This window comes from Nocardioides furvisabuli, from assembly GCF_021083185.1.
GTDB lineage: Bacteria > Actinomycetota > Actinomycetes > Propionibacteriales > Nocardioidaceae > Nocardioides > Nocardioides furvisabuli.
The window spans coordinates 1-24,449 of record NZ_JAIGQB010000005.1; the positions used below are offsets into that span (position 1 = coordinate 1).

Consider the following 24,449-nt stretch of genomic DNA (forward strand, 5'->3'; position numbering starts at 1 on the left):
CCGCCGGTCATCGCGCTCGCGCCGCCGGCCGCGCCGGCCGCGCCGAGCGCGGCCGCCGAGGCGCCGGCGGAGCCGCCGGACGTGGTCGGCGCGGAGATGCCGGAGCCCGGGGACTGGTAGGCCACCCCGCTCTGCGAGGTGCCGCCCACCGACGTCGACGGGACCTCGGTCGGCACGTGCGTCGGCAGCGACGTCGGCACGGTCGTCGGTGTGGTGATCGGGGTGGTGACCGGCGGCGTGGTGACGTGCGTGGGCGGCTGGTTGATCTCGGTGTGGTTCGGGTCGTTGTTCTCGTTGCCCACCTGGACCAGCCCGGTCCGGACGATGTCGGCGTCACCGCCGCGGCCGGCGCCGCTGCCTGCGGCACCACCGGTGACCGGGGGTGCCTGGGTGCCGGGGAGGTAGGGGCCGGACGAGGGAGCAGACGGGCTGCTCGGCGGCGGCTCGGTCGGGTCCTGCTGGCCGTGGATCTCCTTCATCGGCGGGATCGCGGCGAGGAAGGCGGCGTCCATCTGCTTGGTGAGGGCCAGGGACCGGGCCTCCTGCTTCTCGTAGGCCGACTGCCAGGCGCTGCGCTCGGCCTGGCGGGCCTGCGAGGCGGCCGCCTGCGCGGCGATCTCCTCCGGTGTGGGCTCGACGCCGGTGGTGTTGGCGGGAGCCTGGTAGGCCGACGGCTTCGGGCCGAGGTCGGCCATGGCGTCGCGCGAGTCCTTGGTGTCGGAGATCTGCTGACCGACCTGGCGCAGCGCCTCCCCGGCCGCGCGGAGCTGGTCGGCCTTGGTCGTGAGCGAGACCGACGACTCCTCCATGCTCTTGCGCAGGGCCGGACCGGTGAGGGTCTGCTCGCCGATACGGAGCTCGGCCTGGGCGGCAGCCTGCTGGAGTCCCTCGGCCAGCGTCTGCAGGTCGTCGGCCTTCTTCTTCCAGTCGCTGCCCGCGGTGAGGACCCATCCGTCGGAGGCCGAGTCGAGGTACTGGTCGAGGACGATGCGGTTCGGTCCCTTGGTCACGGTCTCAGTCCCCCTCGGTCGGCAGCGTGCACTGCTCGGCGGTGAAGTCGGGAGCCGCCACGCAGTCCGTGGCGGACCGGAGGAGCGCCATCGTCGCGGCGGTCTGCTCGGTGGTCGTCTCCATGTCCTGGCGGAAGGCCTGGACGGAGGACCCCATCCCGCGCAGGCCGGCGGCCACCTTCTCCAGCTCGTCCCTGACCGCCTGGTGGGCCATCTCGGTGTTGGTGCCGAGGCGGTAGCCACCGGTGTAGGACTCGCCGAACGACGCGCTCCGCACCGGCAGGATCGGGTCGGACTCGACTCCCTCGGCGGCCTTGTCGAAGGACGACATCAGCGAGGTGATGGTGTCGGGATCGATGTTCAACCCGACCATCGTCTGGTTGAGCAGTTCCCTGTCTTCGAGCGGCAGCATGGTCTGTCCTTTCCCCCGGGTCACACAGCCAAAACCCACTCTAGGTGCTCGATCTGCCGCCGACCCCATGAATGCCCACGGCTACTCTGGGCCCGTGACTTCTCGGGGGACTCGTCAGCGCTCGGTCGCGGCCGCCACGGCGCTCGCGGCCCTCACCCTCATCGCGGGATGCGGCTCGTCGGGGGACGACCCCGCCGCCTCCGACCCAGCGGCGAGCAGCTCGGAGACCCCTGCGGACGAGTCGCCGGCCCCCGTCACCGTGCCGAGCACCGCGGCCGTCGAGCCCGCGGACGGCGGACGGGTCAAGGTCCCGGGAGCCAGCATGCGGGCGCTCGACACCTACAAGCACCTCAACGACTACGGCATCGTCCAGGGGTGGAACGACGGCCAGAGCGCGATGACGTTCTCGCCCAGCCTCACGCAGGCGAAGTCCCTCGACGCGTTCGCCCGCGAGTGGATCCGCGAGCACGGCGGGCCCGAGGTCAAGGTCCGCCAGGACGACGCGGTGGCGGGCGGCAAGTACAGCGCCTGGCACGTGGTCGACACGACCTCGGACCCCTCGCAGGTGCAGCACGACTTCGGGATCATGTTCCTCGACTCTGCGTGGCTCATCGACATCACCTTCTACCTCCCCGGCGTGCCCGAGACGCTGACGGAGGAGGAGCAGCAGCAGGTGGTCGACAGCCTGCTCGCGACCTTCAAGACCGACCTGGACTGAGCCGGCTACCAGGGCTCGGCCACCGTCAGCCCGGAGGCGCCGGCGCTGTCGATGTCGATGCGCCGGACCGTGCCGTCGAGGCCGAGCCGCATCAGGTCGTACTCCTCCCCGCGGAACAGCCGCACCACGAGCGCCTCGTCACCCTCCCAGGCCATCTGGGACCAGAACCCGCCGACCGTGCGTCGCGGCAGGGCGACCTCGAAGGTGACGACCTCGTCCCCGGTGCTCCCGTCCAGCACCGTGATGGTGGGCGACCCGTTGGCGTCGGCCTCGGGGTCGGTGCCGACGACGTACGTCCCGCCGGGGCTGAAGTCACCGATGCTGTGCTCGCAGGTCTCCCACACGGGGGTGCCCGCACCGTTCACGGCGCCGGAGCAGGAGGCGTCGGCGGTGATCCTCGTCGGGCCGGCGACCAGTCCGGTCGCCGCCGAGGCGGACTCGGCCTGCAGGAGGCCGGTCACCTCGACCGCTGCGCCGCCGGATCCGATGACGTACGTCTTCGACTCGAGGCTGTCGTCGAACGTCCGGACCACCACCTCGTCGGCGGAGAGGAAGCCGACGGGTTCGACCCGGTGGGCCTCCGGCCCCGGCGGGAATGCCGTGTAGAGCCACTCCGCTCCAGCGGACCGGTCGGCGAGGACGACCTGCCACGCGGAGCCGGTGTACTCCGACCATGCGACCCGGGTGCCGTCCGGGCTTCCGACCAGGCCACCGGTCGGGCTGCCACCGTCCTCGACGGCGCCGTCGGCGCCCAGGAACCGCAGGATGCCCGCGCCCTCGTCCATCGCGACGCCGACCCAGCCGTCGAGGTAGGGCGTGAGGACCGAGAACGGTCCGGGCAGGGCGGTCGTGCCGTCCGGCGTGATGAGGCTGGGGGCGTCGACGTCGAGGAGCGGGACGGGCGTCTGCGCAAGCGTCTCAGCGCTGGTCGGGTCCACCAGCACGGCGCCCGAGGCGATGCTCGGCGCAGGAGGCTGGGTCGCCGGCGGCACCTCGGTGCGTTGGGCGGGACCGGTGGCGGTGAGGCCGAACGGGACGGCGATCGCGAGCACCGCGGCGACGGCGACGCCGGCGGCGGCCGCCCGGCGGCGCTGGATGCGACGGGCGCGACGGCGTACGTCGGTGACGGAGAAGGGAGCGTGCTGGAGGGGGTCGACCCGGCGGTGCAGGGCGTCGTGGACCTGGTCCTCGAGGGGAGTGTGGTTCATCGGACGTCATCTCCGGGCTGGTGGGGGTGCAGTGACTGCGGGGCGCGGGCGCGCAGCCCCGCGAGGGCTCGGCTGGCCTGGGACTTGACCGTTCCGACGGAGATGCCGAGCACGTCGGCGATCTCGGCCTCGCTGAGCTGCTCGTAGTAGCGCAGGACGACCACCGAGCGCTGCCTCGGGGGGAGGGTCTGCACGAACGACCACAGCACCCCGCCCATCCCGTCGTCGTAGGCGTCGACGACGCCGGTGTCGGGCAGCGTGTCGGCGGAGTGCTCGCGCCGCTTCCAGGCACGACGCCACAGCGAGCTGTTCTCGTTGACCATGATCCGGCGGACGTATCCGTCGAGGGCCTCGCGGTCACGCACCTTGTCCCACGACAGGTAGAGCTTGGCGAAGGCGTTCTGCAGCAGGTCCTCTGCTCCCGCGTGGTCGCCGGCGAGGAGGTACGCCGTGCGGTAGAGCGCAGCCTGGCGCGCGGCCATGTACGCCGAGAAGTCGGCGTCCTTGTCGCTGTGCCTGTCGTGCCTCGTGCCCATCGCCTCGAGTGTCGTGCCCACGTGCCACCCCCGTTCGTCCTTGTGTGGCGTGTCGTGGTGAGGACGCGACCGTCCGGCCGGGGGTTGCATCTGTTTGGGTCGCGTTGACAGGCTCCTCGCATCCCCCGACGTACAGGAGTCATCGATGCAGCAGGTCAAGGCCGTGGTCGCACTCGCGCAGGGCGAGCCGGTCCAGCTCACCACCATCAACGTCCCCGACCCGGGTCCGGGCGAGGCGGTCGTGGAGGTGCAGGCCTGCGGCGTGTGCCACACCGACCTGCACTACCGCGAGGGCGGCATCAACGACGAGTTCCCCTTCCTCCTCGGCCACGAGGCCGCGGGGGTCGTGGAGTCGGTCGGTCCTGACGTGACGTCGGTGGCGCCGGGCGACTTCGTGGTGCTGAACTGGCGTGCGGTGTGCGGTGACTGCCGCGCCTGCAACCGTGGTGAGCCGCAGTACTGCTTCGCCACCCACAACGCCACCCAGAAGATGACGCTGGCCGAGGGCGACCTCGCCGGCACCGAGCTCTCGCCCGCGCTGGGCATCGGCGCGTTCGCCGAGAAGACCCTCGTCGCGGCCGGTCAGTGCACGAAGGTCGACCCCTCGGCGCGTGCCGCTGCCGTCGGGCTGCTCGGGTGCGGGGTGATGGCCGGCCTGGGGGCCGCGATCAACACCGGGAACGTCACTCGCGGGTCGACCGTCGCCGTGATCGGCTGCGGTGGCGTGGGTGCCGCCGCGATCGCCGGTGCGGCCCTGGCCGGCGCGTCGAGGATCATCGCCGTCGACATCGACGACCGGAAGCTCGAGACCGCGAAGAAGCTGGGCGCCACCCACACGGTCAACTCCAAGGAGACCGATGCCGTCGAGGCGATCCGTGCGCTGACGCCGCCGGCCGACAGCACCGGCCACGAGGGCGGCGCCGACGTGGTGATCGACGCCGTCGGTCGCCCGGAGACGTGGAAGCAGGCGTTCTACGCCCGCGACCTGGCCGGCACCGTCGTCCTGGTCGGCGTGCCGACCCCTGACATGTCGATCCCGGAGATCCCGCTGATCGACGTCTTCGGACGGGGCGGCTCGCTGAAGTCGTCGTGGTACGGCGACTGCCTGCCCTCGCGCGACTTCCCGATGCTCGTCGACCTCTACCAGCAGGGCCGGCTGGACCTCGACGCCTTCGTGACCGAGGAGATCGGCATCGACGACGTCGAGGCCGCCTTCGAGAAGATGCATCACGGCGACGTGCTGCGCTCGGTGGTTGTCCTGTGAGCGCCCGCGTCGACCACGCCGTCGTCTCCGGCACGTTCTCCCTCGACGGCGAGACCCATGAGGTCGACAACAACGTGTGGGTGATCGGGGACGACGAGCAGTGCCTCGTCGTCGACGCGCCGCACGACGTCGACGCGATCCTCGCGCTCGTCGCCGGGCGCGCGGTCAAGGCGATCGTGTGCACGCACGCCCACGACGACCACGTGCGCGTGGCGCCCGAGCTGCGGCGCCGTACCGGTGCGCCGATCCTGCTCCACCCCGACGACCGTCCGCTGTGGGAGCTGACCCACGGCGGGGACGAGGAGGGCGCCGAGCTGTGGGACGTCGACCTGTCCGACGGCATGACCCTCACGATCGGCGGTGCCGCCGTGACGGTCATCCACACGCCGGGCCACGCGCCCGGCGCGGTGTGCCTCTACGTCCACGACCTGGGCTGCGTCTTCACCGGCGACACGCTGTTCGAGGGAGGCCCCGGCGCGACGGGACGCTCCTACAGCGACGCGGACGTCATCAAGGACTCGATCCGACGGCGGCTCCTCGACCTGCCCGACGACACCGTCGTGCACACCGGCCACGGCCCCGACACCACGATCGGCGCCGAGCGCGAGAACCTCTGAGGCCCCGCGCCCTCACGCGGTGAGCCACGCCGGCGGCGGACGCAACCAGGGTGATGCCTGGAGGATCTGCCGTCGGCGACGCTCCCGCACGTCGTCGAGGTGCTCGGCCTCGGCGACGAGCTGGATGACCGACGGGTGGTCGTCGGGTGTCCCGCTCAGGAGTCGGTGGATCGCGCGGAGCGACGGCGAGGTCCGGTAGCGGATCGCCGGGTTGCGTCGCTCGCGCGAGATCCGCCGCCAGAGCAGGACGTCGGCCGTGCACTCGGTGCCGCGCGGCATCCACCAGCCGGCCACGCGGAGGTCGACGTGGGCGGGGTAGCGGCGGTTGGCCCGGTCCCGGGCCCCGTCGTCGCGCATCGGCTCGACCACCTCGCCTGACTCCTCGTCGTGGAAGCTGACCCGCAGGCCCGCAAGCCTCAGCAGGCGCTGGACGACCGATGCCCGCGGACTTGTGCGCCCGGTCTCCCACCGCGCAACCACCGACTGCGACACCCCCAGCGCGGCCGCCAGTCCACGCTGCGACACGTCCAGGATGCGCCTGATCCTGCGCACCAGCCCGGGGACCTCCCCGTCGAAGGGGCCCATGAGGTAGAACGCCACCTCGTCGGCGGTCCACCCGTCCATCTGCGCCCAGTCCTTCTCCGTCTCCGCTGCCTCCACGTGCATCCCCCTCGTTGGTCTGTGTCGTCCTCCCATTGCACCCCCGGCCACCGACACCGGGCCGGGGTTTCTCCACAGGGGACTCAGGTGGCCGCTCGATGGGTGCCTCTCGCTCCGCTTGCGGCTGAGTCGCTGGGAGACTCACGTGCAAGTGACCCGAAGGGGCCTCGGCTCGAGGGGCCGACCGAGCCCGGTCGATCCCGGACCGCCACGGGCGGCGAGGCGTGGTCGTGCCACCATGGCCGAATGCTGCCGAAGGTCGCGCTGACGAGTCCGCGGAGCGCCCGACGGCGCTCTGCAGCGTCGGCGTTGACGGCGGTCGCGCTCGTTGCGTCCCTGGCGGCCTGCACCGACGGCGACGAGCCGCCGGACGGGCAGCCGGACGCTGGGCAGGCGGCTGCCGGCGTTGCGCCGGCCCCGCCGACCCCACCCAGCCCCTCGGAGGAGCTCGGGCTGACCGAGGGCTGGGGGCCGGACCGGCAGGAGCTGGACCGGGCCGCACGCCAGGTCGGGCGCCTGAGCCTGCCCGAGCTCGCCGGCCAGCTGATCGTGGCCGAGTGGCGCGGCACGGCCGCACCCGTGGCGATGGTCCGCGACCTCCACCTCGGGGGCGTGATCGCCTTCGACTCGAACGTCGTCTCGGCTGCGCAGGTCAAGGGCATCAACGCTGTGCTGACCCGACGAGCGGGGCGGAAGTGGCCGCTCTTCCTCGGCGTCGACCAGGAGGGCGGGGTGGTCGAGCGGTTGCGCGGCGCGGCGACGCGGTTCCCCACCTTCATGAGCGCCGGTGCGGCGGACGACCTCGCGCTCACCCGCACCGCGTACGCCGCGAGCGGGGCCGAGCTGCGCGGTCTGGGGTTCACCGTCGACTTCGCGCCCGACGCCGACGTCACCTCCGGGCCGGGCGACCCCACGATCGGTTCGCGCTCACCGTCGTCGCGACCCCGAGCGGTGTCGGAGCACGTGGTTGCAGCAGCCGAGGGCTTCGCGTCGTCGGGCGTGCTGCCGGTGGTGAAGCACTTCCCGGGCCACGGCTCGGTGCCCGCGGACAGCCACCTGACGCTCCCCGTGCAGACGAAGACGCGCGCCGGGCTCGAGGAGTCGGACCTCGTGCCGTTCCGCAGCGCGGTCGAGGCGGGACTGCCGGCCGTGATGGTCGGGCACCTCGACGTGCGCGCCGTGGACCCCCGCGTGCCGTCCTCGCTCTCGCGCAAGGTCGTCACGGGACTGCTGCGCGAGGACCTCGGCTTCGCAGGGCTGGTGGTGACCGACTCGCTCGCGATGGCTGCAGTGACGCGTGGCCGCGACCCGGGGCGTACTGCCGTCCAGGCACTCCGTGCGGGTTCCGACGTGCTGCTCATGCCGCCCTCGCCGGCCGCCGCCCGCGCTGCCGTCGTCCGTGCCGTGCGCTCCGGCGAGCTGACGCGGCGCCGGCTGGAGCGGTCCGCGGCACGCCAGGTCGCGCTCCTGACCCACCTCGCTGGCTCGAAGGGGAAGCCCGTCGGATCGGCGCGCGCCGCGTCGCGCCGCCTCTCCGCGGCGGCCGTCACGGTCACCGACGGCGCGTGCTCGGGGCGCCTGGTCGGGGACGCGGTCCATCCCTACGGGGGCGCGGGTGCGGTGGCGGCGTTCGCCCCTGCCGCGCGCGCGGCCGGCATCTCCGTCCTGGCCCGCCGTTCGCCACCTGCGGCCCTGGTCGAGGCGAGGCCGCGGCCCGAGCGTCGGAAGAAGGAGCCGAAGAAGGCCTACCGCCAGCGGTTGGCGGCGTGGCAGAAGGCGGAGACCCGCAGGAAGCGCGACCTCGCGGTGTGGACCGCCCGCGAGGACGCGCGCCTCTCAGGTGGCACGGCGATCGGGTTCACCGGCTTCCGGGACGCGCCGGTCGACGGCGAGGTGGCGGTCGCCACCGACAGCCCCTGGGTGCTCGGACGGGTCAGCGCGCCCACCCGCATCGCGACGTACGGCGACACCCCGGCAGCGATGGCGGTCCTGGTCGAGGTGCTGCTCGGACAGGCCCCCGCACCGGGACGACTTCCCGTCACGGTCGCGGGCGTCTCCCGTCCCGGCTGCTGAGCCGGCTGCCGGGTCGGGTCAGAACGGCTCGACGAGCAGCGCCGTGCCCTGCCCCGCCACGCGCGTCATCACCACCGTGGCTTCCGCGTCCCCCTTGAGGGCCAGCCGCTTGCGCAGCTCCTCGGGGACGACCTGCACGCCGCGCTTCTTGATCGTCAGGCGCCCGATGCCGCGCTCGTGGAGCGCCGCGCGCAGCTGCTTCTCGCGGTAGGGGAGGTGCTCGACGACGCGGTAGCCCCGCGCGAACGGCGTACGGAAGGACGCATCGCTCGTGACGTAGGCGATGTGCGGGTCGAGGAGCCCTCCCCCGACGCCCGCGGCCACGGCGGTGACCAGGCCGGCGCGGATCACGGCGCCGTCGGGCTCGTAGAGGTAGTCGCCGACCGCCCGGACCTCGGCCCCGGGGTCGTCCTCCTGCGTCAGGGTCGCCAGACCGCCCTCGCCGATGACGGTCGCACGCCGGTCGGTCGTGGACAGGTCCGGGGACCACAGCACGGCCTCCTTCACCTCGCCCCCGTCGCTGACCCACTCCGCCTCGACGCCCGGGGGCACGAGGTCGTGGCCGATCCCCGGGGCCACCTTGACCAGCGCGCGTCGTCGCAGCAGGTCCAGCACCCACGGCCACGGGGGAGTCCAGCCGTCGACGTCGAAGACCCGGCCGCGTCCGCCACGGCGGGCGGGGTCGGCGAAGGCCGCGCCGAAGCCGCTCGGGTCGACGGTCGTCGCGTCGCCCACCTGGACGGCTCCGGGCAGACCGAGGGCCGCCAGGTTGGCCCGCGCCATCGCGACCCGGACGGGGTCCTGGTCGATGCCGGCCGCGACGAGACCGGCGCGGGCGAAGGCCAGCAGGTCACCGCCGATGCCGCAGCCGAGGTCGATGACGCTGCCGTCGGGGATCGCGGCCGCGAGACGCGCGGCACGGTGGTCGGCGACGCGCGAGCGGGTCGCCTGCTCGAGCGCGTCGGGGGTGAAGAACATGAGGGGAGCGGCGTCGCCGAACTTGGCGACCGCGCGCTCGCGCAGGCGCGTCTGGGTGGTGGCGGCCGCGGCCTTCTCCGCGTCGGGCTCGAGGCGGCGTACGACGCTCGCGACCCGCACCGGGTCACCCGGGTGGTCCGCCCAGGCCTGGGCGGCGTGGACCAGCAGGCGCCCACCCTCAGGTGTCTGCAGCCAGTCCAGCGTCTCGATCTCCATCCGGTCATCCTGACAGCGGCACCACCGGCTAGCACTCGATCGGGGAGAGTGCTAGCGTCTGTGCTGGCACTCTCACCCCGAGAATGCCAACGCCCGTGACCCCGGCGCGATCCCCGCGACGGCGTGCCGAACAGGTCCCGGGCCCACGTCCTGGGAGCGCCGGGCGAACGAGTCCGGCCTCCTGAAGAATCTCGCGCAGAGAAAGTGGAGGTTGATCCGAAGTGTCGGTCAACATCAAGCCCCTCGAGGACCGCATCGTCGTCCAGACGCTCGAAGCCGAGCAGACCACGGCCTCCGGCCTGGTCATCCCGGACACGGCCAAGGAGAAGCCCCAGGAGGGCGAGGTCGTGGCGATCGGTCCCGGTCGCATCGACGACAACGGCAACCGCGTCCCGCTCGACGTCGCGGTCGGCGACAAGGTCATCTACAGCAAGTACGGCGGCACCGAGGTCAAGTACGCCGGCCAGGAGTACCTCATCCTGTCCGCCCGCGACATCCTCGCCGTCGTCTCCTGACGCACCTGGCATCCCGGCCGGCCCCGCGCCGGCCGGGATCCCTGTCGTCCGGCCCCGAACATCCCTAGAGGAGCACAGCAATGCCCAAGATCCTGGAGTTCGACGAGAACGCCCGCCGCGCCCTCGAGCGCGGCGTCGACGCCCTCGCCAACGCCGTCAAGGTGACGCTCGGCCCCAAGGGCCGCTACGTCGTCCTCGACAAGAAGTGGGGCGCGCCGACCATCACCAACGACGGTGTCACCGTCGCTCGTGAGATCGAGCTCGACGACCCCTTCGAGAACCTCGGTGCCCAGCTCACCAAGGAGGTGGCCACCAAGACCAACGACATCGCCGGTGACGGCACCACCACCGCCACCGTCCTGGCCCAGGCCATGGTCCACGAGGGCCTGCGCGCCGTCGCGGCCGGCGCCAACCCGATGGGTCTCAAGCGCGGCATGGACGCAGCGGCCGAGGCCGTCGGCGACGCCCTGCGCGAGGCCGCCCGCGAGGTCGAGTCCCGCGAGGACATGGCGTCCGTCGCCACGATCTCCAGCCGCGACAGCATCATCGGCGACCTGCTCGCCCAGGCCTTCGACAAGGTCGGCAAGGACGGCGTGATCACGGTCGAGGAGTCCAACACCATGGGCACCGAGCTCGAGTTCACCGAGGGGATGCAGTTCGACAAGGGCTACATCTCGGCCTACTTCGTCTCCGACCCGGAGTCGATGGAAGCCGTCCTCGACGACCCCTACATCCTCCTGCACCAGGGCAAGATCTCCTCGATCCAGGAGCTCCTCCCCGTGCTGGAGAAGGTCATCGCGACCGGCAAGCCGCTCTTCATCCTCGCGGAGGACGTCGAGGGCGAGGCGCTCTCGACCCTGGTGGTCAACAAGATCCGCGGCACGTTCAACGTCGCCGCGGTCAAGGCCCCCGCCTTCGGTGACCGCCGCAAGGCGATGATGCAGGACATCGCGATCCTGACCGGCGGTCAGGTCGTCGCCCCCGAGGTCGGCCTCAAGCTCGACCAGGTGGGCCTCGAGGTGCTCGGCCAGGCGCGGCGCGTGGTCATCACCAAGGACAACACCACCATCGTCGACGGTGCGGGCGACCGCACGGCCGTCGAGGGTCGCGTCAACCAGATCAAGGCCGAGATCGAGAACACCGACTCCGACTGGGACCGCGAGAAGCTCCAGGAGCGCCTCGCCAAGCTCGCCGGCGGTGTCTGCGTGATCAAGGTCGGCGCCGCCACCGAGGTGGAGCTCAAGGAGAAGAAGCACCGCATCGAGGACGCCGTCTCCGCGACGCGCGCCGCGATCGAGGAGGGCATCGTCCCCGGCGGTGGCTCCGCGCTCATCCACGCCGTCTCGGTGCTGGACGGCGACCTCGGCCTCACCGGTGACGAGGCCTACGGCGTGCGCGTCGTGCGCAAGGCATGCGACGAGCCGCTGCGCTGGATCGCCGAGAACGGCGGTGTCAACGGCTACGTCGTGACGGCCAAGGTCCGCGAGCTCGGCGTCGGCAACGGCTACAACGCCGCTGACGACACCTACGGCGACCTGGTCGCCCAGGGCGTGCTCGACCCGGTCAAGGTCACCCGCTCGGCGCTCGTCAACGCGACCTCCATCGCGGCGATGCTGCTGACGACGGAGACGCTGATCGTCGAGAAGCCCGAGGACGAGGAGCCGGCTGCTGCCGGCGGGCACGGCCACGGCCACGGCCACTGATCGACCCGCTCCACCCAGCAGGCCCGCACCGGACTCCGGTGCGGGCCTGCTGCTGTCTCGCACAGACGTGATCGCGCGAAGATGTGATCGCGCCGAAACGCCTGGGTCGACGTCCCGAAACACCGGCCCGGCACGCTGGGCACCATGTTGTGGAGAGTGCGTACGACCCTGGCGGACCGTCCCGGGGCCCTGGCCGAGCTGACGACGGCGTGCGGTGCGGCGGGGGTGAACATCCTGGCTCTGCAGGTCTTCCCGGGGGTCGACCGGGTGACCGACGAGCTGGTGCTGCGCACGCCCGACGACTGGGAGCTCGCCGACCTCGCCGAGCTGGTCGAGCACTCGGGCGGCAGCCGGGTGAGCGTGCTGCCGTGCACGGAGGCGACGCTGGGCGACCAGCCCACCCGCTACGTCCTGGCGGCGCGCAGCATCCTGGCCCAGCCGGCGTCCTTCCCGGACGTGGTCGCCCACCTCTTCGACGCCGAGGCCGACCCCGCCGGCTCGCCGCTCGAGCCGCTGCTGGACGCGATGGACCTCGAGATCGGCGACGTGTCCGTGCAGCTGCGACGCACCGTGCCGTTCACCGCGGCCGAGCACGCCCGCGGCGCCGCACTGGCCGAGCTGGTGACCGACGTGCTGGCGGCGGCGCAGCCGCGGCCCGCCCCCGCGCCCGGCGCCGGTGACGACGGTGCGCCGACCCTGGAGACGGGCGAGGTCGCCGTGTCGGCACACGTCGGTGGCGTCGTGGTCGGCTCGGCCTCGTGGACGGTCGACGACGAGCGCGCGTGGCACCTCGACCTCGTGGTGGACCCCGCCTGGCGGCGCCGCGGCATCGGTTCGCGCCTCCTGGTGGAGTCGGTGCGGGCCGCCCGCACCGGCGGGGCCGAGGAGCTCGTCGTGCGCACGTCCGCCGACAACCAGGCCGTGCTGCCGCTCGTCCTCGGGACGGGCCTGCGCGGGCGGATCCGGATGGGGGCCGACGACCTCACGGTCCGGATCTCCGTACGCCGCCTCGTCGGGGCCTGACGGGCCGTCCCGAGCACCCGTCACGCGCCCGTAGAATGGCGGCGTGGAGATCCCTGAGAAGTTTGCCGCGCTGGGCCTCACCTACGACGACGTGCTGCTGTTGCCGGGGGAGTCGGACCTCGCCCCCAGCGACATCGACACGACCACGCGCCTCACACGTGAGATCTCCGTCCGGGTGCCGCTGATCAGCGCGGCCATGGACACCGTCACCGAGGCGCGCATGGCCATCGCGATGGCCCGCGAGGGTGGCCTCGGCGTGCTGCACCGCAACCTCTCCATCGAGGACCAGGCCCGACAGGTCGACCTGGTCAAGCGCACCCAGACCGGGATCATCTCCAACCCGGTCACGATCGGTCCCGACGCGACGCTGGAGGACCTCGACCGCCTCTGCGGCGAGTACCGCGTCTCCGGTCTGCCCGTCGTCGACGTCGACGACCACCTGCTCGGCATCATCACCAACCGCGACCTGCGCTTCACCCCGGTCGCGGAGTGGGCCACCACCAAGGTCACCGAGGTGATGACCAGCGAGGGCCTGATCACCGGCCGGATCGGCATCTCCCGCGAGGACGCCACCGCCCTGCTGCGTGCCCACAAGCGCGAGCGGCTGCCCCTGGTCGACGACGAGGGACGCCTCGGCGGCCTCATCACCGTCAAGGACTTCGTGAAGGGCGAGCAGTTCCCGCACGCGTCGTACGACGCCGACGGCCGCCTGCTGGTGGGTGCGGCCATCGGCTACTTCGGCGACGCCTGGGAGCGGGCCACCACGCTCGTCGAGGCCGGGGTCGACGTGCTGGTCGCCGACACCGCGCACGGCCACGTCCACCTGCTGCTCGACATGGTGCGCCGGCTGAAGTCCGACCCGGCGACGAAGCACGTGCAGGTGATCGGCGGCAACGTCGCGACCCGCGAGGGCGCGCAGGCCTTCGTCGACGCAGGCGCCGACGCCGTCAAGGTCGGCGTGGGACCGGGCTCGATCTGCACCACCCGCGTCGTCACCGGTGTCGGTGTGCCGCAGGTGACCGCGGTCTACGAGGCGTCGCTGGCCACGAAGCCTGCTGGTGTGCCACTGATCGCCGACGGCGGCATGAAGCACTCCGGCGAGATCGCGAAGGCGCTCGTCGCCGGCGCGGACGCGGTCATGGTCGGCTCGATGCTCGCCGGCTGCGAGGAGTCGCCCGGCGACGTGGTCTTCGTCAACGGCAAGCAGTTCAAGTCCTACCGCGGCATGGGGTCGCTCGGCGCGATGAGCAGCCGCGGCAAGAAGTCCTACTCCAAGGACCGCTACTTCCAGGCCGAGGTCGCCAGCGACGACAAGATCGTCCCGGAGGGCATCGAGGGCCAGGTCGCCTACCGCGGACCGCTGTCCGCGGTCGCGCACCAGCTCGTGGGCGGGCTCAACCAGTCGATGTTCTACGTCGGCGCCCGCACCATCCCCGAGCTGCAGGAGAAGGGCCGCTTCGTCCGGATCACGTCGGCCTCGCTCAAGGAGAGCCACCCCCACGGCGTGCAGATGACCGTCGAGGCGCCCAACTACTCCGGGCGCTGACCAGGCCGACCCCCGCCGCGTCGCTCCGTCGCCCGGGCGCTCGACCTCACGGGGTGAAGCCGGCGCTGGTCGGCAGCGAGTCGCCGACCACTGCCGCGGCCGGGCGGGTGAGCAGCCGCGACGCGGTGTGGACGACCACGAACACCCCCGCGTCGCGGCGGGTGAGGAGGCCGGGCGACCGCGTGAGGTCACGTGCCGAGCGCACGCCGCGCGGCAGCCGCGAGGCCTCACCGGGCACCGCGCTGCGCACGACGACCGCACCGTCCGCGTCGGTGCCCGCCACGTGCAGGCTGCCCGCGACGTCGGCGACCGCAGGGGAGGCGTAGGGGGACCAGCGGCCCGGCAGCCAGCGTGGGCGGCTCCAGCGACCGTCGGCGAGGGTGCGTACGCCCAGACGACCGGTGGCGCTCACCTGGTGCAGGCGCGTGGTGCCGGCGCTGTCGGTGCTCAGGGCCGGGGTCGAGGTGGCGGACGCAGTCGGGCCTGGGAGGCGGCGGAGGCGTCCGTGTCCGACCAGCCGGGCGGAGGTGGTGCCGCGCGCGCTCACCGCGACCAGCCAGGTCCGTCCGTCCGCGTCGCTGCCCAGGACGGGTGCCGTGTGCGTGCCCCACGATCCCGGTCGGCCGATGCGGTCGGGTCGGCTCCAGCCCGCGTGCAGGGTCAGCCGCCGGACCACGAGGGTGCCGTCGGGAGACACGGTGGCCAGCAGTGGCCGACCGGTGCGCGAGAGGGCGAGCGCGGGGCTGGCGGTGGGAGCCGAGACGGCGCGCGGTCGCAGGACGATGCGGCCGTGACGGGACGGGCCGGCGAGCACGCGTCCGTCCCGCGTGGTGGCCGCCACCCACGGCAGCCCGGCGCGGGACAGGACGAGTGACGGGGCGGCGAGGGTCGAGAACGCGCGGCGCGGGCCGACCGCCCTCGCGGAGCGACCCGGTCGCGCCAGCCAGAGGGTGCCGCGGTCGTCGACGCGGGCGGTCCAGGACCCGCCGAGCCCGTCCGGGACCGACACGACGGGGCGGTCCGAGCCGATCAGCGGTGACGGGGCGACGTCGGCGAGGTGCAGGTAGCGGAACTCGCCGACCGGGACGGTGCGGCTGCCGTAGCCACCGGGCAGGGCGTGGTTGTACTCCTCGACCGTCACCGTGTCGCGACCGATCGCTGTCACCCACGCGACGTGGCCGACGCGTCCCGCGTCGGTCTGCGCGACGGCGCCGATGGCCGGGACGGAGTCGACGCGGTAGCCGAGGCGGCGCGCGACGTCGTCCCAGCTCGCGGCGTTGCCCCAGTGCTCACCGCGGAAGTGGTTGGCGAATCCCGCCATGCCGTTGCGCTCGTGCAGGCGCCACGACACGAAGCTGGTGCAGTTGCGGAGCACGAAGCCCCACGGGTCGCCGATCGACCCGTCGATCGACCAGACCCGGCGCGCACACGTCGGCTTCGGGCCGCGCGGGTCGTAGAGGTGGCCCGAGACCGGGTCGAGCACCGGCGGCGGGGGTGGCGGGGGAGGCGGGGGAGGCGGCGGCTCGGCCTCCCCCTCGGTGCCTGCGACCGACTCGCCGGGCGGGCCCGTCTGGCCGACGACCGGCGGCGGCTCGGGGTCCTCGACCGGCGGAAGAGGGACGATCGGGCACTGACCCTGCCAGGCCCAGGGGTAGTCGTCCGACGCGTGCGCGGTCGCGACGACCGAGCCCGACACCCCGCCCGTCAGGCAGGCCGCCGCGACGACGCGCGCGAGCCATCTCTTCCCCACCCGGTCGACGGTAGGGAAGCCGCTGCGTCCGCGTGGCCACTTGGCCGACTTGTGCACGACTCGTTGCCCGACGACCGCCGCCGATAGGCTGCCCCGGTGACCGAGATCGAGATCGGCCGTGCCAAGCGCGGTCGCCGCGCCTACTCCTTCGACGACATCGCGATCGTGCCCTCGCGGCGCACCCGCGACCCCGAGGAGGTCAGCACCGCCTGGCAGATCGACGCCTACCGCTTCGACATCCCGGTGCTGGCGGCGCCGATGGACTCCGTCATGTCGCCGTCCACGGCGATCGCGCTCGGGCAGATGGGCGGCCTCGGGGTGATCAACCTCGAGGGCCTGTGGACGCGATACGACGACCCGACCGGCCTGCTCGAGGAGGTCGCCGGGCTCCAGGGCGCCGACGCCACGCGCCGGATGCAGGAGATCTACACCGAGCCGATCAAGCCCGAGCTCATCACCGCGCGCCTCAAGGAGGTGCGCGCCGCGGGCGTCACGGTCGCCGGCTCGCTCTCCCCGCAGCGCACCAAGGAGCACGTGAAGGCCGTCGTCGACGCCGGCGTCGACATGTTCGTCATCCGTGGCACGACCGTCAGCGCCGAGCACGTCAGCAGCCAGGCCGAGCCGCTGAACCTCAAGGAGTTCATCTACGAGCTCGACGTCCCGGTCATCGTCGGCGGCTGCGCGACCTACCAGGCCGCGCTCCACCTGATGCGCACCGGCGCGGCCGGCGTGCTCGTCGGCTTCGGCGGGGGAGCCGCCCACACCACACGCACCGTCCTCGGTGTCGCGGTCCCGATGGCGAGCGCCGTGGCCGACGTCGCCGCGGCCCGCCGCGACTACCTCGACGAGTCGGGCGGGCGCTACGTCCACGTCATTGCCGACGGCTCGATCGGCAGCTCCGGCGACATCGCCAAGGCGATCGCCTGCGGTGCCGACGCCGTGATGATCGGCTCGCCGCTCGCCCGCGCCGCCGAGGCGCCCGGGCGCGGCTTCCACTGGGGCAGCGAGGCCACCCACGCCGACCTGCCGCGCGGCCAGCGTGTCGAGTTCTCCCCGGTCGGGACGCTGGAGGAGATCATGTTCGGCCCCTCCCGCACCGCCGACGGCACGATGAACCTCGTCGGCGCCCTGCGCCGCGCGATGGCCACCACCGGCTACACCGAGCTCAAGGAGTTCCAGCGCATCGAGGTCGTCGTCCAGCACTGAGCCGGACGCGGCCGGCGGCTGGTCCGCCCTGAGACACTGGGGGCATGACCCTCGCCAAGGCCCTTGATGCCGACCAGCGCGCTGACGCGCTCGAGCACCTCGCCGCCGGCCAGCTCGACGTCCTCGTGGTCGGCGGCGGCATCGTCGGCGTCGGTGCCGCCCTCGACGCGGTGACCCGGGGCCTCAAGGTCGGCCTGGTCGAGCAGCGTGACCTCGCCTCCGGCACGTCCTCACGCTCGTCCAAGCTCGTGCACGGCGGGCTGCGCTACCTCGAGATGTTCGACTTCGCGCTGGTCAAGGAGGCGCTGGAGGAGCGCGGCCTGCTGCTGACCCGGCTCGCGCCGCACCTGGTGCGCCCGGTGCCGTTCCTCTACCCGCTCGAGCACGCCTGGGAGCGGCCCTACGTCGGCGCCGGGGTGGCGCTCTACGACGGCATGGCGATGACCGGCAAGTACGACATGGGCGTGCCCAAGCACAAGCACGTCTTCCGCAAGCAGCTGGCCCGCATGGCCCCCGACATCCGGACCGACAGCCTGCACGGCGCGATCCGCTACTACGACTGCCAGGTCGACGACGCCCGGCTGGTGATGACGATCGCCCGCACCGCTGCCAACAACGGCGCCCACGTCGCCACGCGCACGAAGGTCACCGGTTTCCTGCGAGAGGGCGAGCAGGTGGTCGGCGTCCGGGCGCGCGACCTCGAGGGCCAGCGCGATCTCGAGATCCGCGCCAAGGTGGTCATCAACGCGGCCGGCGTGTGGACCGACGAGGTCCAGGAGCTCATCGGCGGCACGGCGCAGCTCGACGTCGACGCCAGCAAGGGCATCCACCTCGTCGTGCCGAAGGACCGGATCCGCTCGGAGTGCGGCTTCATCACCAAGACCGAGAAGTCGGTGCTCTTCGTCATCCCGTGGGACGACTTCTGGATCATCGGCACCACTGACACCGCGTGGGACTTCGACCTCGCGCACCCGGCTGCCAGCAAGACCGACATCGACTACCTCCTCGGCCACGTCAACCGGCTGCTCAAGGACCCGCTCGACCACCGCGACGTGATCGGCGTCTGGGCAGGACTGCGGCCGCTGCTCAAGCCGATGCGCAAGGAGGGCGAGATGGGGGAGACCACCAAGCTCTCCCGCGAGCACACCGTCGCGAGCCCCGTGCCCGGCCTCGTGCTGGTCGCCGGCGGCAAGCTGACGACGTACCGCGTCATGGCGCGCGACGCGGTCGACCACGCGCTGGAGCACTCGCCGAGCGGCTCGGGCGCGACGCCGGCCTCGATCACCGACCGGGTGCCGCTGATGGGCGCGTGGGGCTTCGAGGCCCGCACGAACCAGCGAGTGGCACTGAGTCGGGCGTCCGGCCTCGAGATCGGCGTCATCGACCACCTGCTGGGTCGCTACGGCGGGCTCGTCGACGAGGTGCTCGCCCTCATCCACGAGCGACCCGAGCTCGGCGAACCGCTCCCCGGCGCGGAGCACTACCTGCGCGCCGAGGTGCTCTACGCCGCCACGCACGAGGGTGCCCGCCACCTCGACGACGTGCTGGCCCGCCGCACCAGGATCTCGATCGAGACCTTCGACCGCGGCATCCACGCCGCGCGCCCGGCGGCCGAGCTGATGGCCGAGGCGCTGGGCTGGGACCCCGCGCAGGTCGACGACGAGGTCGACCACTACCTGCGTCGGGTGGAGGCAGAGCGGCAGAGCCAGCTCATGTCGACCGACCAGGAGGCCGACGAGGCACGGGTGAAGGCTCCCGAGATCGTCTGACGGCGCTGACGCGGCGTTGGACAAAAAGGCCCGAAGTGTCGAATGCTGGGACGAAGTGACTGATCGGTAGCACGCCCGCAGGGGCGCGACCTACCCTGCTGGGATGACCGAGCAGAGCCCCACGTCCGGCCCGATCACCGACGGTCCCGCGGATCCCGAGCACGACACCACCGCCGCCTACGCCCTCGACCGCTCGTACGTCGCCGCCCTCACCCGCCGCGTCGTGAGCAGCTCCGGTCGGACCCACGCCGTCTTCTCGCCGATCGGCGGCGCCCCGCTCGCCCACGTCCCCCAGTCGACCCCGGCCGACGTCGCCGGGGCCTTCGCCCGGGCGCGCACGGCCCAGGCGGCCTGGGCCGCCACGTCGCTCGACGACCGCGCAGCGGCCCTGCTGCGCCTGCACGACCTCCTGCTCGACCGGCAGGAGGAGCTCATCGACCTGGTGGTGTGGGAGTCGGGCAAGGCGCGCAAGGACGCCTACCTCGAGGTCGCCCACCTCGCACTGACCGCGCGCTACTACGCCCGCACCGCGCACGAGCACCTCGACACCCGTCGCGTCGGCGGGATGTTCCCGCTGCTGACGAGGGCCGAGGTCCACCGTGTGCCCAAGGGCGTCGTCGGCATCATCTCGCCCTGGAACTACCCCCTCTCGATGGCGCTGTGCGACGGCCTGCCCGCCCTCCTGGCCGGCAACGCCGTGGTGGCCAAGCCCGACGCGCAGACCATGCTGACCGCGCTGCTGGCCGCCCAGCTCCTCGACGAGGCCGGTTTCCCGCCCGAGCTGTGGCAGGTCGTGGCAGGCCCCGGGCCCGAGATCGGCGGCGCGGTCGTGGGCGCAGCCGACTACGTCTGCTTCACCGGCTCCACCGCCACGGGGCGACTCATCGCCCGCCAGTGCGGTGACCGGCTGATCGGGTGCTCGCTCGAGCTCGGCGGCAAGAACCCGATGCTGGTGCTGCGCGACGCCGACGTGCACCGCGCGGCCGACGGCGCGGTACGAGGCGTGTTCGCCAACGCCGGCCAGCTGTGCGTGTCGATGGAGCGGCTCTTCGTCGCCGACCAGGTCTACGACCGGTTCGTCGACGCCTTCGTCTCGCGCACCCGGGCGATGACCCTGGGCGCCAGCCACGACTGGACCGTCGACATGGGCTCGCTGATCTCGCAGGCCCAGCTCGACACCGTCGCCGCCCACGTCGAGGACGCGGTCGCCAAGGGCGCGACGGTCCTGTGCGGCGGCACAGCGCGCCCCGACCTCGGGCCGTTCGTCTTCGAGCCGACCGTGCTGGAGGGGGTCACGGCCGACATGGAGTGCTTCGCCCGCGAGACCTTTGGCCCGGTCGTCGCGCTCTACCGCTTCCACAGCGAGGACGAGGCCGTCGCTCGCGCCAACGACGGCACCTACGGCCTCAACGCCTCGATCTACACGCGCGACGCCGCCCGCGGCCGCGCGCTGGCGCGCCGGATCAGGTGCGGCACCGTCAACGTCAACGAGCCCTACGGTGCGACCTTCGGCTCGCTCGGCGCGCCGATGGGCGGCATGCGCGAGTCGGGCACGGGCCGGCGCCAGGGCGCGGAGGGCGTCCTGCGCTACACCGAGGCGCAGTCCGTGGCCACCCAGCGGCTCGTGCCGATCGCGCCGATGTTCGGGATGTCGGAGGAGAACCACGCGAAGGTCATGACCGGGGCCCTGCGCCTGCTCGACAAGCTGGGTCGGGCGTGAGCGGCCGTCCCGAGGCCCGGCACTACGACGTCCTCGTCGTCGGCTCCGGCTTCGGCGGCTCCGTGACCGCGCTGCGCCTCACGGAGAAGGGCTACCGCGTGGGGGTCCTCGAGGCCGGAGCGCGCTTCGGGGACGACGACTTCCCTGCGACCTCGTTCGACGCCAAGCGGTTCCTCTTCGCCCCGGCTCTCGGGATGTACGGCATCCAGCGCATCGACATGGTCAAGGACTGCATGATCCTGGCCGGCGCGGGCGTCGGCGGCGGGTCGCTGGTCTACGCCAACACCCTCTACGAGCCGCTCGACGCCTTCTACCGCGACCCGTCGTGGGCGCACATCACCGACTGGAAGGGCGAGCTCGCGCCCTACTACGACCAGGCCAAGCGGATGCTCGGCGTGGTCGAGAACCCGCTGCACACCCCGGCCGACGAGGTGATGAAACAGGTCGCCGACGACATGGGCGTGGGGCACACCTTCCACCCGACCCCGGTCGGGGTCTTCTTCGGCGGGCCCGACGCGCACGGCGGCGAGGAGGTCGCCGACCCCTACTTCGGTGGTGCCGGGCCGGCCCGCAACGCCTGCCTCAACTGCGGCGAGTGCATGACCGGGTGCCGGCACAACGCCAAGAACACCTTGGTCAAGAACTACCTCCACCTCGCCGAGCAGGCAGGAGCGGTGGTCCATCCGTTGACCACGGTGACGCGCGTACGCCCCCGCGCCGGCGGCGGCTACGAGGTGGGCGCCCGGTGGACCAAGGCCAAGCTGTCACGGCGTACCGCGACCACGACGTTCACCGCCGACCAGGTGGTCTTCTCCGCGGCCGCGCTCGGCACGCAGAAGCTGCTCCACCAGCTCAAGGGGGAGGGTGACCTGCCGCGCATCAGCGACCGGCTGGGCGTCCTCACGCGCACCAACTCCGAGGCGATCCTCGGGGCGGTGGCCCCCGACACGTCCGTCGACTACTCCCGCGGTGTCGCGATCACCTCGTCGTGGCACCCCGACGAGGTCACCCACATCGAGCCGTGCCGCTACGGCCACGGATCCAACGCGATGGCGCTCATGCAGACGGTGCTGGCCGACGACACCCCAGGCACCTCGCGGGTGCGCACCTGGCTCAAGGAGCTCTGGGCCCAGCGACGCACCGCGCTCGACCTCTACGACTTCAGGCACTGGTCGGAGCGCACGATCGTGGCGCTGGTGATGCAGACGCTCGACAACTCGATCACGACCAAGGGCGTCAAGGGCCGCTTCGGCTGGCGGATGACCAGCGAGCAGGGCCACGGCCTGCCCAACCCGACCTACATCCCGATCGCCTACGAGGCCACCCGCCGCATGGCGGACGTCCTCGGCGGCACCCCGGGCGGCAACGTGGGGGAGGCCTTCAACCGGCCCCTGACGGCGCACTTCATCGGCGGCTGCACGATCGGCGACTCCCCGGAGACCGGTGTCGTGGACCCGTGGCAGCGCCTCTACGGCCACGAGGGCCTCCACGTGGTGGACGGGTCGGCGGTCTCGGCCAACCTCGGGGTGAACCCGTCGCTGACGATCACCGCGCAGGCCGAGCGGGCGATGGCCTTCTGGCCCAACAAGGGTGAGGCCGACCCGCGGCCCGCGCTCGGCTCGACCTACCGCCGGCTCGCGCCGGTGGAGCCGAAGAACCCGGTCGTGCCCGAGGCGGCCCCGGGAGCCCTGCGCCTGCCGATCGTCGGGGTCAGCTGAAAACGTCGGCCGCAGACCGTAACCAGCCCCCCGAGAGGTCGTTGCCCGGGTAAGGGGCCCGGCAGTCATGCTCCCTCCCAAGGGTCGGGCCTCCGGTCTCGGCGCTGTCCGCAGCGGCTGGGAGCAAGCTCCAGGGCCCGGTCACACTCCCTCCCCGATCGGGCCCTGGGGCGAGGGCCGGGTCCGGGTCGGGCGATCGATAGACTCGCCGCGTGACGCAGCCTGCAGAGCACGACCTGGTCCTCGTCGTCGACTTCGGGGCGCAGTACGCCCAGCTCATCGCGCGACGGGTGCGCGAGGCGCGGGTCTACTCCGAGATCGTGCCGCACACGATGCCGGTGGCCGACATGCTGGCACGCAACCCCAAGGCGATCATCCTGTCCGGAGGCCCGTCCAGCGTCTACGCCGACGGCGCTCCCGGCATCGACACGGCCGTCTTCACTGCCGGGGTGCCGGTCTTCGGCATGTGCTACGGCTTCCAGCTGATGGCCAAGGGCCTCGGTGGCGAGGTCGCCCGCACCGGCGCGCGGGAGTACGGGCGTACGCCGGTCGTGGTCTCCGAGCCCGGCACGCTGCTCCACGGCATCCCCGCCGAGCACAAGGTCTGGATGTCGCACGGCGACTCCGTCGCCCGGGCACCCGAGGGCTTCACGGTGCTGGCCTCGACGGCCGACACGCCGGTAGCGGCCTTCGAGGACGTCGGGCGCGGCCTGGCGGGCGTGCAGTGGCACCCCGAGGTGCTGCACTCCGAGCACGGCCAGAAGGTCCTCGAGCACTTCCTGCACCACATCGCCGGGGCTCGCCAGACCTGGACGATGCTGAACATCGCCGAGGAGCAGATTGAGCGGGTGCGCGAGCAGATCGGCGACACCGGGCTGGCCATCTGCGGACTCTCCGGCGGCGTCGACTCCGCCGTGGCCGCGGCGATCGTGCAGCGCGCGATCGGCGACCGGCTCCACTGCGTCTTCGTCGACCACGGTCTGCTCCGCGAGGGCGAGGCCGAGCAGGTCGAGCGCGACTTCGTCGCCGCGACCGGGGTGAACCTGCACGTCTACGACGCCCGCGAGACCTTCCTCGCCGCGCTGGCCGGGGTCACGGACCCCGAGGAGAAGCGCAAGGTGATCGGCCGCGAGTTCATCCGCGCCTTCGAGGCCGCCGAGGTCGAGGTGCTCGGCGAGGCGGCCGAGCACGGCGAGAAGGTCGGCTTCCTCGTGCAGGGCACGCTCTACCCCGACGTCGTCGAGTCCGGCGGCGGTGCCGGCACCTCCAACATCAAGTCCCACCACAACGTCGGCGGCCTGCCCGAGGACCTCGAGTTCGCGCTCGTCGAGCCGCTGCGCACCCTCTTCAAGGACGAGGTCCGCCTCGTCGGCGAGCAGCTCGGCCTGCCCGCCGACATCGTCTGGCGCCAGCCCTTCCCGGGCCCGGGCCTCGGCATCCGCATCATCGGCGAGGTGACCGCCGACCGCCTCGACATCCTGCGTCGCGCAGACGCGATCGCGCGTCAGGAGCTGACCCGCGCCGGGCTCGACCGCGACATCTGGCAGATGCCGGTCGTGCTGCTCGCCGACGTCCGCTCCGTCGGCGTCCAGGGTGACGGTCGCACCTACGGCCACCCCGTCGTGATCCGCCCGGTCACCTCCGAGGACGCGATGACCGCCGACTGGGCGCGCCTGCCCTACGAGGTGATGGAGCGGATCTCCACGCGCATCACCAACGAGGTCGCCGAGGTCAACCGGGTCACCGTCGACATCACGTCGAAGCCGCCGGGCACGATCGAGTGGGAGTGACCCGGTCCCGCCACACG

19 protein-coding genes and 1 pseudogene are annotated in these 24,449 nt (G+C 72.6%); 13 read left to right on the forward strand and 7 right to left on the reverse strand.

Annotation, left to right across the window (positions count from 1 at the left end; translation table 11 throughout):
- Positions 1-1,010 (reverse strand): annotated as a pseudogene (locus K4G59_RS11055) (hypothetical protein); the annotation flags it as partial.
- Between the two features lie 4 nt (positions 1,011-1,014).
- The gene (locus K4G59_RS11060; RefSeq protein WP_231251101.1) at positions 1,015-1,422 is read right to left on the reverse strand and encodes a hypothetical protein; all 408 of its coding nucleotides are present in this window, start codon (positions 1,420-1,422) and stop codon (positions 1,015-1,017) included.
- Positions 1,423-1,516: 94 nt separating this feature from the next.
- Here K4G59_RS11060 and K4G59_RS11065 point away from each other — a divergent pair, with 94 nt between their 5' ends.
- A complete protein-coding gene (locus K4G59_RS11065) occupies positions 1,517-2,140 on the forward strand; it encodes a hypothetical protein (RefSeq protein ID WP_231251102.1) in 624 nt (207 codons plus the stop codon).
- A 5-nt stretch (positions 2,141-2,145) separates the two neighbouring features.
- On the opposite strand, the gene K4G59_RS11070 is transcribed toward K4G59_RS11065, so the two are convergent.
- The gene (locus tag K4G59_RS11070) at positions 2,146-3,348 is read right to left on the reverse strand and encodes a hypothetical protein (RefSeq protein ID WP_231251104.1); all 1,203 of its coding nucleotides are present in this window, start codon (positions 3,346-3,348) and stop codon (positions 2,146-2,148) included.
- A complete protein-coding gene (locus tag K4G59_RS11075) occupies positions 3,345-3,884 on the reverse strand; it encodes a SigE family RNA polymerase sigma factor (protein ID WP_231251105.1) in 540 nt (179 codons plus the stop codon). The genes K4G59_RS11070 and K4G59_RS11075 overlap by 4 nt, the downstream gene beginning before the upstream one ends.
- A 145-nt stretch (positions 3,885-4,029) precedes the next feature.
- Between K4G59_RS11075 and K4G59_RS11080 the strand changes: the two genes are divergently transcribed.
- On the forward strand, positions 4,030-5,148 hold the full coding sequence (locus K4G59_RS11080) for an S-(hydroxymethyl)mycothiol dehydrogenase (RefSeq protein WP_231251107.1): 1,119 nt from the start codon (positions 4,030-4,032) through the stop codon (positions 5,146-5,148).
- On the forward strand, positions 5,145-5,765 hold the full coding sequence (locus tag K4G59_RS11085) for an MBL fold metallo-hydrolase (protein ID WP_231251108.1): 621 nt from the start codon (positions 5,145-5,147) through the stop codon (positions 5,763-5,765). The genes K4G59_RS11080 and K4G59_RS11085 overlap by 4 nt, the downstream gene beginning before the upstream one ends.
- 12 nt (positions 5,766-5,777) lie before the next feature.
- On the opposite strand, the gene K4G59_RS11090 is transcribed toward K4G59_RS11085, so the two are convergent.
- Positions 5,778-6,425: a helix-turn-helix domain-containing protein gene (locus K4G59_RS11090; protein WP_231251110.1), complete on the reverse strand. Its 648-nt coding sequence runs from the start codon at positions 6,423-6,425 to the stop codon at positions 5,778-5,780.
- Positions 6,426-6,671: 246 nt separating this feature from the next.
- On the opposite strand from K4G59_RS11090, the gene K4G59_RS11095 reads away from it, so the two are divergent.
- Positions 6,672-8,498 carry a glycoside hydrolase family 3 protein gene (locus K4G59_RS11095; RefSeq protein ID WP_231251112.1) on the forward strand — a complete coding sequence of 609 codons (1,827 nt, stop codon included), beginning with the start codon at positions 6,672-6,674 and terminating at the stop codon, positions 8,496-8,498.
- Positions 8,499-8,516: 18 nt separating this feature from the next.
- On the opposite strand, the gene K4G59_RS11100 is transcribed toward K4G59_RS11095, so the two are convergent.
- Positions 8,517-9,692: a class I SAM-dependent methyltransferase gene (locus K4G59_RS11100; protein ID WP_231251114.1), complete on the reverse strand. Its 1,176-nt coding sequence runs from the start codon at positions 9,690-9,692 to the stop codon at positions 8,517-8,519.
- A 221-nt stretch (positions 9,693-9,913) separates the two neighbouring features.
- Between K4G59_RS11100 and groES the strand changes: the two genes are divergently transcribed.
- From groES to guaB, 4 genes are all read left to right on the forward strand, one after another.
- Positions 9,914-10,207 carry a co-chaperone GroES gene (gene groES / locus K4G59_RS11105; RefSeq protein ID WP_056605525.1) on the forward strand — a complete coding sequence of 98 codons (294 nt, stop codon included), beginning with the start codon at positions 9,914-9,916 and terminating at the stop codon, positions 10,205-10,207.
- A gap of 80 nt (positions 10,208-10,287) precedes the next feature.
- Positions 10,288-11,910: a chaperonin GroEL gene (gene groL, locus K4G59_RS11110; RefSeq protein WP_207084134.1), complete on the forward strand. Its 1,623-nt coding sequence runs from the start codon at positions 10,288-10,290 to the stop codon at positions 11,908-11,910.
- A gap of 144 nt (positions 11,911-12,054) precedes the next feature.
- Complete coding sequence (locus K4G59_RS11115; protein WP_231251116.1) at positions 12,055-12,933, forward strand: GNAT family N-acetyltransferase; 879 nt, start codon at positions 12,055-12,057, stop codon at positions 12,931-12,933.
- Positions 12,934-12,976: 43 nt separating this feature from the next.
- A complete protein-coding gene (gene guaB, locus K4G59_RS11120; RefSeq protein ID WP_231251118.1) occupies positions 12,977-14,479 on the forward strand; it encodes an IMP dehydrogenase in 1,503 nt (500 codons plus the stop codon).
- 46 nt (positions 14,480-14,525) lie between these two features.
- On the opposite strand, the gene K4G59_RS11125 is transcribed toward guaB, so the two are convergent.
- Positions 14,526-16,229: a CHAP domain-containing protein gene (locus tag K4G59_RS11125; RefSeq protein ID WP_231251120.1), complete on the reverse strand. Its 1,704-nt coding sequence runs from the start codon at positions 16,227-16,229 to the stop codon at positions 14,526-14,528.
- Between the two features lie 96 nt (positions 16,230-16,325).
- Here K4G59_RS11125 and K4G59_RS11130 point away from each other — a divergent pair, with 96 nt between their 5' ends.
- The 5 genes from K4G59_RS11130 to guaA all read left to right on the forward strand — a co-directional run bounded on the left by K4G59_RS11130 (position 16,326) and on the right by guaA (position 24,432).
- Complete coding sequence (locus tag K4G59_RS11130) at positions 16,326-17,435, forward strand: GuaB3 family IMP dehydrogenase-related protein (protein WP_231251122.1); 1,110 nt, start codon at positions 16,326-16,328, stop codon at positions 17,433-17,435.
- 44 nt (positions 17,436-17,479) lie between these two features.
- A complete protein-coding gene (locus K4G59_RS11135) occupies positions 17,480-19,204 on the forward strand; it encodes a glycerol-3-phosphate dehydrogenase/oxidase (RefSeq protein ID WP_231251124.1) in 1,725 nt (574 codons plus the stop codon).
- A gap of 103 nt (positions 19,205-19,307) precedes the next feature.
- Positions 19,308-20,924: a succinic semialdehyde dehydrogenase gene (locus K4G59_RS11140; RefSeq protein ID WP_231251126.1), complete on the forward strand. Its 1,617-nt coding sequence runs from the start codon at positions 19,308-19,310 to the stop codon at positions 20,922-20,924.
- Positions 20,921-22,642, forward strand: coding sequence for a GMC oxidoreductase (locus K4G59_RS11145; protein ID WP_231251128.1), 1,722 nt, complete (start codon positions 20,921-20,923; stop codon positions 22,640-22,642). Before K4G59_RS11140 ends, K4G59_RS11145 begins: the two co-directional genes overlap by 4 nt.
- 212 nt (positions 22,643-22,854) lie before the next feature.
- Complete coding sequence (gene guaA / locus K4G59_RS11150) at positions 22,855-24,432, forward strand: glutamine-hydrolyzing GMP synthase (RefSeq protein ID WP_231251130.1); 1,578 nt, start codon at positions 22,855-22,857, stop codon at positions 24,430-24,432.
- The last annotated feature ends 17 nt before the right edge of the window (positions 24,433-24,449 follow it).